11 protein-coding genes are annotated in these 12,957 nt (G+C 36.1%); 8 read left to right on the top strand and 3 right to left on the bottom strand.

The genetic code is table 11. From position 1 onward, the window contains the following. Positions 1–66 precede the first annotated feature (66 nt). The 4 genes from FGL31_RS06675 to FGL31_RS06660 all read left to right on the top strand — a co-directional run bounded on the left by FGL31_RS06675 (position 67) and on the right by FGL31_RS06660 (position 4,102). Complete coding sequence (locus FGL31_RS06675; protein ID WP_138090184.1) at positions 67–888, top strand: thymidylate synthase; 822 nt, start codon at positions 67–69, stop codon at positions 886–888. A gap of 20 nt (positions 889–908) precedes the next feature. Further along, positions 909–1,406, top strand: coding sequence for a dihydrofolate reductase (locus FGL31_RS06670; protein WP_099372500.1), 498 nt, complete (start codon positions 909–911; stop codon positions 1,404–1,406). A 40-nt stretch (positions 1,407–1,446) separates the two neighbouring features. Continuing rightward, on the top strand, positions 1,447–3,186 hold the full coding sequence (locus FGL31_RS06665; RefSeq protein ID WP_138090182.1) for a M61 family metallopeptidase: 1,740 nt from the start codon (positions 1,447–1,449) through the stop codon (positions 3,184–3,186). A gap of 193 nt (positions 3,187–3,379) precedes the next feature. Beyond that, complete coding sequence (locus FGL31_RS06660) at positions 3,380–4,102, top strand: hypothetical protein (protein ID WP_138090180.1); 723 nt, start codon at positions 3,380–3,382, stop codon at positions 4,100–4,102. Between the two features lie 104 nt (positions 4,103–4,206). Here FGL31_RS06660 and FGL31_RS06655 read toward each other — a convergent pair whose 3' ends face one another. Further along, positions 4,207–4,710 carry a hypothetical protein gene (locus tag FGL31_RS06655; protein ID WP_099372497.1) on the bottom strand — a complete coding sequence of 168 codons (504 nt, stop codon included), beginning with the start codon at positions 4,708–4,710 and terminating at the stop codon, positions 4,207–4,209. 182 nt (positions 4,711–4,892) lie between these two features. Here FGL31_RS06655 and FGL31_RS27590 point away from each other — a divergent pair, with 182 nt between their 5' ends. Genes FGL31_RS27590 through FGL31_RS06640 form a run of 4 tightly spaced genes read left to right on the top strand, consistent with a single transcriptional unit; the run spans position 4,893 to position 8,482 of the window. Beyond that, complete coding sequence (locus FGL31_RS27590) at positions 4,893–5,279, top strand: AMP-binding protein (RefSeq protein WP_262709051.1); 387 nt, start codon at positions 4,893–4,895, stop codon at positions 5,277–5,279. Then, positions 5,233–6,654 carry an AMP-dependent synthetase/ligase gene (locus tag FGL31_RS06650; protein WP_262709050.1) on the top strand — a complete coding sequence of 474 codons (1,422 nt, stop codon included), beginning with the start codon at positions 5,233–5,235 and terminating at the stop codon, positions 6,652–6,654. Before FGL31_RS27590 ends, FGL31_RS06650 begins: the two co-directional genes overlap by 47 nt. Before the next feature lie 5 nt (positions 6,655–6,659). Further along, a complete protein-coding gene (locus FGL31_RS06645; protein ID WP_138090178.1) occupies positions 6,660–7,643 on the top strand; it encodes a YihY/virulence factor BrkB family protein in 984 nt (327 codons plus the stop codon). Continuing rightward, positions 7,643–8,482 (top strand): DMT family transporter, encoded by an 840-nt coding sequence (locus FGL31_RS06640; RefSeq protein ID WP_197734118.1) that lies wholly within the window; start codon positions 7,643–7,645, stop codon positions 8,480–8,482. The genes FGL31_RS06645 and FGL31_RS06640 overlap by 1 nt, the downstream gene beginning before the upstream one ends. Positions 8,483–8,633: 151 nt before the next feature. On the opposite strand, the gene FGL31_RS06635 is transcribed toward FGL31_RS06640, so the two are convergent. Then, positions 8,634–11,342, bottom strand: coding sequence for a carboxypeptidase regulatory-like domain-containing protein (locus FGL31_RS06635; protein ID WP_138090176.1), 2,709 nt, complete (start codon positions 11,340–11,342; stop codon positions 8,634–8,636). A gap of 79 nt (positions 11,343–11,421) precedes the next feature. Then, entirely contained in the window at positions 11,422–12,891 is a 1,470-nt protein-coding gene (gene cls, locus FGL31_RS06630) for a cardiolipin synthase (RefSeq protein WP_138090174.1), read from the bottom strand. Positions 12,892–12,957: the final 66 nt, after the last annotated feature.

Genomic DNA, 12,957 nt, shown 5'->3' with positions numbered 1-12,957 from the left:
TGTGATATTTTGATGATCTAAAAAAGGGTATCTTCGTAAGAATATAAAACAAGGAAAATCCAATCTATGAGACAGTATTTAGATCTACTCGAGCATGTTTACAACAATGGTGTTGAAAAAACAGATAGAACAGGGACAGGAACGAAAAGTGTTTTCGGGTATCAAATGCGTTTTAACCTTAAGGAGGGATTTCCACTTGTAACGACAAAAAAACTGCACCTTCGATCAATTATCCACGAATTGATCTGGTTTTTGAAAGGCGAAACGAACATTCAATATTTAAAAGAAAATGGTGTAAGCATCTGGGATGAATGGGCAGATGAAAATGGAAATCTTGGTCCAGTCTATGGTTCTCAATGGCGCTCATGGCCTACGCCGGATGGCCGTCATATCGACCAGATAACCCAAGTGATCAATCAACTTAAAAACTCCCCGGATTCCAGAAGGATAATAGTGTCGGCTTGGAATGTAGCAGAGATTGAAAATATGGCTTTACCTCCATGCCATGCATTCTTTCAGTTTTATGTAGCTCCTGCGCAACCTGAAAAAGGCTTGATGAAACCGCAACTATCCTGTCAATTGTATCAGAGGAGTGCTGATATTTTCTTGGGTGTACCTTTTAATATTGCATCATATGCGCTATTGACTATGATGGTAGCACAAGTTTGTGATATGGAAGCGGCAGAATTTATACATACTCTTGGTGACGCACATATTTACAGCAATCATTTCGAACAGACCGAACTTCAACTAAGCAGAGATCCAAAACCGTTACCTCAGATGGTTATCAACCCAGAGGTAAATTCAATCTTTGATTTCAAATTCGAGGATTTTGAATTGCAGAATTACGAACATCATCCACATATTAAAGCTCCTGTAGCTGTTTAGTATTAAAAATTAATATTTTAATGAGTTATCCTAAAGTTACATTCATTGTGGCGGCAGCTGAAAATAATGCAATCGGTAAAGGAAACCAGATGCCATGGCATTTACCAAATGACTTCAAATATTTTAAAGCCAAAACAATGGATCATTCCATTATTATGGGCCGAAAGACATTTGAATCTATTGGAAAACCCCTTCCAGGCAGAAGAAACATTATAATTTCCAGACAACCAACTTTAAATATTGAAGATGTTGATGTGGCAAACAGCCTGCAAGATGTCATCAATTATTGTAGGGACGAGCGGGAAATTTTTATCATTGGTGGCGCCGAAATATTTAAACAGGCAATGTCGATGGCTGATGAAATATTGTTAACTAGAGTTCATACCAATATTGAGGGCGCAGATGCGTTCTTTCCTGAGCTTCCTGAGTCGGATTGGGAGCTTATTAGCCAAGAAAAACATAACAAGGACGACAAACATCAGTACGACTATACATTCGAAGTATATAAAAGAAAATAAGGGAGACCAAACATGGTTTCCCTTTTTATGTTAATTTAATATGAGTAATAGCAGCATCCATTTCCACCTATCATTTATTGAACCTCAAGCCCATTATGTAGAGGTCAGTATGGTTATCCAAGGCTTTGACCAAGACTTCTTAGACCTCAAGATGCCAGTTTGGACTCCTGGATCTTACTTAATCCGTGAATTTTCAAAAAATTTGGAGCAAGTTCAAGCACAGGATGAAAATGGAAATGACATAGAAATACAAAAAATCAATAAAAATACCTGGAGAGTAAACTCTAAAGGTCAAGAAACAAAAATAAATTACAGAGTATACAGCTTTGAAAAATCTGTCAGGACAAACTTTGTCGATGACCAACACGCATTCATTAGCCCAGCTGGTACATTCTTTTATATTGATGGCTACCTAGACCATGCCTCTACTGTTCAAGTATCATTACCGCCATTCTGGTCCAAAATATCAACTGGTTTAGATTTAATCGAGGGAAAAGTAAATCTATTTTTTGCTGAAAACTTCGATATCCTATACGATACTCCACTTGAAATTGGAAATCAAGACACTTGGACGTTCAATGCTGCGGGTATCCCACATGAATTTGCGATGGTGGGCACGGCAAACTACGATAAAGACAGACTCTCTGCTGATATCAAAAAAATTGTTGAGGTAGAAACAGAAATATGGGGCTCCAATCCTAATGATAAATATGTTTTTATAACCCATAATTATTTAAGTTCACATGGCGGATTAGAGCATTTAAACTCAACAGTATTAGCAGCATCAAGATCAGCGTATCAAAGTAATATTGGTTATAATAATTTCTTGAGCTTAGTTGCACATGAATACTTCCATTTATGGAATGTCAAAAGACTAAGACCAGCAAACCTTGGCCCTTTCAACTATGAAGAAGAGAACTATACTTCTCTCCTATGGATTTTTGAAGGTTTTACTGCATATTATGATAATATTATAACAAGAAGATGTGGATTTAGAAATGAGCAGGAATATCTGAATGAATTAGTGTCAGAATTCAATCTAGTATTAAACCGGGCTGGAAGAAATGTCCAATCTGTAGGATTATCTAGCTTTGACACTTGGATCAAGCAATATAGACCTGATGAAAATTCACCTAACGTCAGCATCTCTTATTACAATAAAGGTGCAATGTTGGCGACGATGATGGATATTCTTATTATTGCCAAGACAAATGGAACTAAGCGTCTTGACGATGTTCTTAAAGCAGCTTACAATAAATATTATTTAATAGAAAATAGAGGTATTACTGAGAAAGAATTCCAAGATTTAGCAGAAGAGGTTTCGGGAATCTCCTTAAAAGAAATATTCGATGCAGTCTATGTGACCGAAGATCTAGATTACAATGCCTATTTTAATTTAGTTGGTTATCAGTTCATCGATATCAATCGAGAAACAGAAACTCCAAGTCTAGGGATCAAGGTTTCTCACCATGATGGACGTACAGTTATAAAGAATGTAGATCGCAATTCAGCAGCATGGGTGGATGGATTAAATGTTGACGACGAAATTATTGCCGTTAATGGAAACAGATTGGATCCACAAGGCAGAGAGTTGGATCAAGCGATTGCTACCAGTAGTCTTGGAGACCCGTTGAATATTTTAGTAGCAAGAGACGGCTTAATGCGAGAAATAACAGTTCATCTGAAAGCTAGTGATAAGGTTTCCTATGTTATTGAGAGAAACCCAGAAAGTACCGATCAACAGAGAAGACTTGGTGATATTTGGTTATCATTATCATAATTTGAGATATAACTTATTCAATAATTAGGGCATTTTAAAATATGCCCTTTTTTATTTAAAATGGGAATTCCCTAATTCAACAGCAAACTTCACTCATTTACAAGTTATTATCCCCAAATTTCCGTAAATTTAAATACACATTAACCATTATGAACTTATAGCTCAATATAGATTCTATAAAAGCATATTAATCATGAAAGAAATTCAACTCCACAATCTCTTTGCCTATAGAAGACTGCGTAGGACCATCGGATATTTGGGATTCTTCTTACCTATTATATTGGTTTTATTATCCCTATTTCATTTCTTCTCAACAAAAATCCAACCTTCTATCAGTCATTATTATTATACGAATCTACGTGAGATTTTTACAGGCACTTTATGTGCTGTAGGCTTATTTCTGATTTGCTATAAGGGGAATGGTAATAAATCGATATTTAAAAACGACAACATATTGACTAACGTCGCAGGTTTTATGGCATTTGGTGTGGCTTTTATTCCAACAGATCCAATTTATGAAACCTGTTTGCAATGTACTCTTATAAATTTTAGTTTGACCTGGTTGCACTATGGTTTTGCCGCTGTGCTATTTGTGATCTTCGCTCTTCTATCCATCAATGTATTCACCATTGGTCAACAAAGGAATACAGATATTCCAGTGAGCATGTTCAATGAGAACAAAATATATAAGTTATGTGGATATGGAATTTTATTATGTGTGGTATTGGTTCCTTTCAAACTTTTTCCATACTCAACATTGGTGTTTGAAGCATTGGCACTGTGGCTATTTGGCATTTCATGGCTTGTTAAAGGCCGTGCTCTAGGGGATGAAGGCGTTATTGGTGAAAAAGTATATAGAGAACACAATCCAACGGATACTCAAGAAGCTGTAGAAAAAGCAATCCCAAACCCCTAATTATACTTTGAATTCTATTCATATAAGCAAAAAACGCCCTCAAAGGGCGTTTTAAATGTCTAATGTCTTGTGTCTAATGTCTTGTGTCTTAAGACTGTGCTTCCTTAAAACGTATAACGGATAGAAAATCCTACACCGTCCCAAATTCTAAAACCACTTTCTTCAAGAAAATCGAAATAAGGTTTAATATCGAGTGACAACGCCAATGGTGCTTGCGGGATTTTATATTCCGCTCCCACGATACCATCGATACTTAATGCCAGTTTAGAATATTTATCAAACCTATCACCTTGTGCATTTGTGTATGCTTTATGTGTATAAGATCCAACACTACCACCAAAACCCCAGAACCATGTGAAGTCATTATATAGAGGCATATGGTTTTCATACAAACCTACCAATCTAAATCTACTAGATTCTGAATTTCCTTGAATGCTCAAAATACCCTCGATAGCTTTATCTGGGCTCATCGTGTAACGATAAGTAATCCCAGTAGCAGAACCAAATCTGGCTCCGACAGCATGTTGTGATTGTAATTGCGCATTAGCGAGGTTGGAAGATGCGATTAAGGCGATAAAAACTAAAGTAATTTGTAAGATTTTTTTCATTTAAAACTAATTTCTGATATGTCAAAAGTACTATTTATTTCTCTAACGGGAAAAACTGATTTTCTGTATATGGAGAGTCAAAAATTATTCTGCAAGCATAGTTTTTAGCTAAAAAATTTTATCTTAGTCAATACCAACATTTGTAGAACCAATTTTTGTAATTTTAAGGGGAGAAAAAATTTATGAGCAATTATAAAAGATTAATCGATTTAATCACCAATTACCAGAAAGAGTTTGCTAAAGATATTATGGTTGCAGGCCGTGCTAGCACAGGCTGGAAGACCTATTCAACGAAAGAATTTGTTGATATCATTGATAATCTCAGTAAGGGATTGTTAGCTAAAGGACTAAAAAAAGGCGACAGAGTAGCTTTAATGTCTGGAAACCGTCCTGAATGGAATTTTATCGATTTCGCATGTAACCAGTTAGGAGTGGCAACGGTGCCATTATATCCGACATTGTCCAATCAAGATCTTATTTATATCCTTAATGATGCCGAAGTTAAGTTACTTTTTGTAAGTAATGACGAACTTTCCAAAAAAAGCCGAAGCGGCATTGAAGGAAAATAATATTGACATAGAAATGTTTACATTCGATGATATTCAAGGCAGAAAAAATTTCCAAGAAGTCATCGAATTAGGCAAGCAAAATGATCAAGATTTGCAACAGTATAGAGATGCTATCAGTCATGATGATCTATTAACATTGATATATACTTCTGGTACCACAGGAAAGCCAAAAGGTGTTTATCTTTCACATGGCAACATTATTGCCAATGTTGAAGCGAGCAACCACCTCGTTACAGAAGAATACAAAAAGGCATTGAGCTTCCTCCCTTTATGCCATATTTTCGAAAGAATGGTAGTCTATCTATATTTATCAAAAGGGGTTCAGATTTACTACGCTGAAAACCTGGATAATATTGTGGTGGATATTAACGAAGTAAAGCCAGACTTATTCACAACTGTGCCTAGGGTATTGGAAAAGGTATATGATAAAGTTGTTGAAAAAGGCAAAAACTTGACAGGGGTTAAAAAATCTCTATTTTTCTGGGCTCTAAACCTTGGTTTGCGCTATCAAGAACCGAAGAAGAATTCTGCATTTTATAATTTCCAATTAGGAATTGCTAGGAAATTGATTTTCTCGAAATGGAAAGAAGCATTAGGAGGAAATATTAAATTGATTATTTCCGGTGGTGCAGCATTACAAGAAAGGTTAGCGCGTGTATTCTGGGCTGCTGGTATTAAAGTCCTGGAAGGATATGGATTGACTGAGACTTCGCCAGTGATCGCTGTGAACTCTTGGAAAGAAGAAGACGTAAAATTCGGCACTGTTGGAAGGGTTTTGAATAACCTAGATGTCAAGATTGCTAAGGATGGAGAAATTTTAGTAAAAGGTCCGAGTGTAACTTCAGGCTATTACAAAAATGAAGAAGCTACCAAAGAAGCATTTACTGAAGATGGATATTTACATACCGGCGATATCGGCGAATTAACCCCAGATGGATTCTTAAGAATAACAGACCGTAAGAAGGAAATGTTTAAAACTGCAGGAGGTAAATATGTAGCTCCACAAGTCATCGAAAACAAGTTAATGGAATCTACGTTAATTGCACAAGTTATGGTTATCGGTGAGAACCAAAGATTCCCAGCGGCATTGATCGTCCCAGCATTCGAAGAACTTGAAAAATATGCCAATCATAAAGGAATAAGTTTTAGTTCAAAAGAAGATTTAATAAAGAATCAAGATATTTTAACCAAATATGAACAGGTTATCTCGCAATCTATGGCTAACTTTGGACATTGGGAGCAGGTGAAAAAGTTTAAGTTATTACCTAAAGAGTGGTCTATCGATGCAGGTGAGCTCACTCCTAAACTAAGCCTTAAACGTAAAGTAATCATGCAAAAAAATGAAGAAAATATAAAGTCAATCTATTCGGAATAATACCTATGTTAGAAACTGTTTGGACCAAGATTAAAGAATTCTGGCAACTTTTGATGAATGCAGGAAATGCATTCATCGACGACAATTGCATGAAATTGAGTGCGTCGCTTGCTTACTATACTGTATTCTCGATTGGTCCACTCCTATTAATTTTGACATGGGCTTTAGGTTTCTTCTACGGAAGTGCCTTAGATGGTAGCGAAGGTGCTAGAGAGCAAATAATTGATGAATTAAACGAACTTTTCGGAAAAGAGATCGCAGGATTATTGGAATCAACTGTTCACAATCTTTCCTTGGACAGTCGTTCTAATATTGGAATTATTGTCGGTGCTGCAACTTTAATGTTTACTTCAACTACTATTTTCGTAGATATCCAAAATTCTATCAATACCATCTGGAAAGTAAAACCAAAACCAAAAAAAGGTTGGTTAAAACTAATCATCAATAGATTAGTATCATTCTCCATGATTTTAGGTTTGGTATTCCTATTAATGGCATCTCTAATTATTTCAAGTTTAATTGGAGTAATGACTAGCTATTTTAATCAGTTTATGGAAAATTGGGATATAAGCCTGATAGATTGGGTAAATACAGCTATTACATTTTTGGTGATATCAACCTTATTTGGAACCATTTATGCCTTTCTTCCTGACGCGAAAGTAAGATTTAAAGATATATTGGGAGGTGCATTCTTCACTTCCCTACTTTTTATGCTTGGTAAATATTTGATCTCTCTATATTTATCTCAGAACATAACTGCGAGTTCATACGGAGCTGCTGGTTCTATTATTATCTTATTAGCTTGGGTCTACTACTCATCAGCAATCCTATACTTTGGTGCTGAATTCACAAAGGAATATGCAATAAAATATGGTAAAGGCATTCAGCCTGCATCGTTCGCAGTACTTGTAAAACAAACGGAACTGGAAATCGATCCAGAAACTGGAAAAAGAGAGGTAGTCAAAAAACATAGCGACCCAGTTCAATAGTGGAAGAAAATAAAAGTATCCAATACATGTTATTGGCGGGCTTTTTTTTCGCCCTCATGAATGTATGTGTCAAATTTGTTTCTCATCTTCCTACTTTAGAAGTGGTACTATTCCGATCAGTAATCAGTCTAGTAGCATCGTATGTCATCCTAAAGAAAAAACATATTCCCATTTTAGGCAAAAACAAAAAGCTGCTCATTGCAAGAGGGATTGCTGGTTGCCTAGGATTGATCGGAACATTCTATACCCTACAAAATATTCCTTTGGCCTCAGCGGTAACGATTAACTATACAGCGCCGTTGTTTACAGCAATTCTAGGAATATTTGTTGTCAAACAAAAGGTAAGACCAATTCAATTTGTTTTCTTTGGACTCGCTATCGCTGGCGTATTGATGTTAAAGGGATTCGATTATAGAATATCCAATTTTGATCTGGCAGTAGGTCTTTTTGCCGCCATATTTTCAGCAATTGCATACAATATAATTGCCAAGATTAAAACTACAGAACATCCATTGGTAATCATCTTCTACTTCCCATTGATTACGATACCATTTGTTGGAATATACTCTATATTCAATTGGCAGATGCCACAAGGAATGGATTGGATCTACTTATTATTGGTAGGTATATTAACTCAATTGGCGCAATATTATATGACGCTCTCTTACCAAAGAGCAAATCTCTCAAAAGTAGCCAGTCTCACCTATTTAGGAGTGATCTATGCATTGGGATTTGGCTTTTTATTCTTTAATGAAACCTACAACCTCTACTCCTTAATTGGCATAGGACTTATCATTATCGCCATTATCCTTAATATGACTGTCAAACCCTCAAAATAAAAATGGTCCCCAATCTTAATTGAGAACCATTCCAAAATCTTAACCAATAAACACAAACTAATTCATCAGGCATTAGCCTTTTACCTATGCCAGTTTTTTTAATTTTTTGGCTTTGTCTTATGTCTAGTGTCTTATGTCTAGTGTCTTATGTCTACCTCACATTGTAATAATAGATCTGTCTACCCACATTTCCTTGCAGGTCATTTCCTTCCACGACAACCTTATACTTACCAACTCCATCAGCATTAAAGAATTCTAGGTTTACTTCACCTTTAGAATCCACGCGGACTTCAGGGTTCCAATAGATTGTTGTTCTATAATCATTCGTGTTTTTGGATTCAGGAGTTGTGTATTTTGGTTCATAGAACTTACGCTCCTTCACATAGCCCAACGGATAAAAATCGATAACATTTGATTTTGGCAACATTGCTTCAATTTGAGCCATGGTCATACGAGGTTGTTTTTTCTCTTTTTTGGTAATAATTGAAACCACCCCGTCATTTTGATATAGATTTCTTACGGTACCCAAGTCATCACGCATAAAGATTTCGATGGCTTCGATTTCAGCGACTTGAATCGAATTGATAGAAGGTTCATCGATAGGCATACCGTTCAGGAAGAATTGAACGGGAACCCTACTACCTTGATTATAGTTCCTCGTGATATAATATTTTTGAGTATTCACATCGAATGTAATTCCGGTTAACATTGTATTTAAACACATGCTCAAAACATTACAGCCATTAAATCTACTACCTTCGATTCTGTGTTCAGGCATAGAAAGACCAGTTAGGGCAGAAAAATCCTTACTGGTTTGTTTTTTCTCAACGGAAGCAGTCACTACAACTTCTTCGATTAAATTATGCGTACGGAATTCTTTTTTGCTATTGTCCAGATAGGCTTGTAAATTCTCGTCAATATTTTGAATTGCAGCAGCTTTATTAGGATTATTAGGGTCAATCTCTGGAAACATAGTAGGATCCATAGTGATTACCAAACTCCTAAAATTGTCATTCCCTCTAGCGTTAAGAGTAGCTTTCAAGGAGTCTGTGAAGACTAAATTCTCAAAAGTATATCTTCCTGAATTGTCTGTATACGCATCCTTCTTAATTGCAGCGCCTGGAATATTCAGCAATAATCCACCATTTGGCTGTACACGACCTGTATTCTGACGCAATATACCTGTAATTGTTATTCCTTGCTCAGGCATGAATTTGACTTGAGGAAGTTTTGCCTGTACTAAGTCTTTATAATCAAATCTTCTAAAACCTTGTGTCATCATCAAAGCATCTAAAGCTTCTATCCTATTTTCATTTTTAGGATTAAAATAGTAATTAGGCTTTTCGATGTATCCCTTTAGATCTGAAGCCACTAACATATTGCTGACAATACCTTTATCGTCATCATCATTATAAGGAACTTTAGACTCATCGATTACAGCAACAGAAAAATTCCCTGGCAGACTATCAACCTTGGTATCCAGATTTAATTTCATCTTAACCAAATCCTTACGTCCATAATCTGTTTTGTCGGTGGCCACCTGAATTCCAATCAATTCTTGTGGTTGAATATAAACTAATCTTTCTGAAACAGGTTGTCCATCAGGGGTCAATAAAGTCACTTGAACTACACCATTAGGAAGCTCTTTCAAAGGTATCTTTACAGATACCGCATTACTCTTAATAGATGCTTGCGCTGCATAAATCAAATGACCATTAAGTTGCCCAAAAACGTAATAAGGTTTATTTTGAATGGTATTAAAATATTGGTCATTAGTAACCAAACCAACATTGATAAATTCATTGTCTTGAGAAACAGAAACAACATTTATTTTATTATCTACCACAGCAGGTAGATCAACAGTTTTCTCAACTCCGTTTTCAAAGGTAACTACAGCTTTATAAGTCTCACCTGAAGTAGGAAGTAATGTGAATGAGCCCATTCCCATACCCAGATCTTCAAATGCTATAATTTCTTTCTTTTTGCTGTCGATTATTTTTCCTTTCACTTTCATTCCTGAGCCACCTGATGCTACAGCTTTGAAAGCAACTTTTTTGTTCACTCCAGAAATAAGGTCACCACCTTCAGGAAAAAACTGAATATCCACGTCTTGGTAAGCATTGGTCAATGGATATTGGCCAACCAACATCTCTCCATTGTCTAATTGAACTACCAAACGACCAGTTTTAAACTTTTCTTTCTCTTTATGATTGAGGTTAATTGTTATCCTTCCCAAGTCATCAGTCTCGGCCTTTCCTTTATCAAAAGCATCCCATCCATCATTCACTTCCCAGTTCAATTTCTTTCTTCCCAAAGCCTGGCCATCCTGCCCTCTGAATTGAATCGTAGCTTTTGTTCTGCTTCCTTCTTGTTGATAGTTGATATTTGCACCAAGCTTCTTATTGATAGCATCACCTATTGGAACAACTTTATTAAAGAAATAATCCATATCAAAGTTCATCATCCATTTGCTATATGCACGGAAGCGATAATTATCTTGTGCCCAGAATTGCGGATCAAGAACCAATTGACCTTTTCCAGCTCCTTCTTTCACCGGAACTCTAAGCGTTTGCATCAGGGAGTCTTTGCTATTGATTACATCCACGTAAACAATCTTACTGGGATCATAATTAAACAAATTGGTGTTGAGGTAAGCTTTGAACCAAAGTGTATCTCCTACGGCGTAATACGGTTTGTCAAAATGCAGGTGAACCTTCTCTACAGGATAAACTGTAAAGTATTTTTGGACATTATCAACAGCAGTATTAATTGGAATTGTAGGCTTCTCTTGTGCGTTAGCAGAAAAAAATAATGAGGTAAGTAGAACTAAAACTAAGAGTAAACGATTAATTAGATTCATCAATATTCAATTTTGAAAAAGCTAAATATATCGAATTTTTGCCGAACAAGGGTAGAGGTTAATTAAATTTAACAGATACCTATAGCAATGGTGCTAATAACCGACATAGCGAATCAAATCCCCTTTTCCAAGCTTTTCTCTTTTTCCAATCCTTGATGTTAATCTCTTCACAATTTCCCTTATCAATTTCAAATTGCTTTTCCATGTCAGCGCAGAAATCTTTATTGGATATAACTGCTGCAACTTCATAATTGATATAGAAACTCCGAAAATCAAGATTTACGGTGCCCACATAGGCAATCTTGCCATCTATAATGGAAGTTTTTGCGTGCAGAAATCCCTTTTCATATAAGAACACTTTTACTCCTCTTTCCAAAAGAGGTTTTAAGTAAGAATAAGTTGCATGCTGTACAAACCAAGAATCCCCCTCTTTAGGAATCATTAATTCGACTTCCACTCCTGCGGCGGCCGCAGTTTTCAAGGCTGTCGACAATTCCTCGGATGGAATAAAATAGGGTGTGCATAATTTAATGGTATGGCTTGCCTCACCAATACTGATCAATAAAGCTTCCATATTGAATGGCCCCAATGAGCCCGGATCACTCGAAGCCAAAGCGACTGCTGAAAGCTGATCAGTTACAACAGGAGTCTCGCGTAAATACCCATCCTCAAGGTTAAAGGACTTGCCTTCCGTTTGATTCCATTGATTCCAAAAACTAATCTGGAACATAACCCCCACATTCCCAACAATCTTTACTGAGGTGTCACGCCAATATAAACCAAAATCATTCGGATTTTCATATCGGTCAGAAATGTTGATCCCACCGATAAAACAAACAAAACCGTCAATGACAGCAATTTTACGATGATTCCGATAATTACTGTTTGCCAATGAAGTAAAAGTTACAGGCAAAAAAGCTTGAAACTCAATTTTTGTGTCTTTGTTCTTGCGCATGTACCGAACTAATTTCGGTGAGCCAAAGCTATCTACAATCAATCTGACAATGATACCCTCGTTCGCTTTTTTCTCCAAAAGATCCAATACTTTAGTTCCAATATTGTCTAAATCAAATATATAAAACTCCATATGGATCGAGTGCTTCGCAGATTCTAATGCCTCTAACAACGAAGGAAACATCTCCTCACCATTCACCAATAGGGTTACTTCATTGTTTAAAGTAGGTGTTGACAATTTCTCATTCTTCAAGTACGAATACACACGCGATAAATCCCCAATTTTACTCTGAATGTTGCGGATAGACCATTGCATTAAAGGTTCCAATCGCTGAAACTCTTTCTTCAACCGTAAGGTCTGTTCATGATTGATCCTTTTAAGTTTCTTTACTTTAGAGAACTTTTGACCAAACAAATAATATAATATAAACCCCAAAAATGGAATAAAGACAATAACTAAGACCCAAGAAATAGTTTTGGTAGGATTTCTGTTTTCAATAAGGATTGTGATGGTGACACCAATGTACATAATTGTCATTGGGATCCATCCCCAAAGTTCCAAGAATTTAATAACTGGCTGAATGTATTCCTGCATAGTATTAAGTTATGTCTAATAACCAAAACAAGCTCGAATTGTTTTATTATTAAGCTTACAAATACA

Source organism: Sphingobacterium daejeonense (assembly GCF_901472535.1).
Taxonomy (GTDB): domain Bacteria; phylum Bacteroidota; class Bacteroidia; order Sphingobacteriales; family Sphingobacteriaceae; genus Sphingobacterium; species Sphingobacterium daejeonense.
This window is presented reverse-complemented; position numbering and strand designations above follow the sequence as displayed.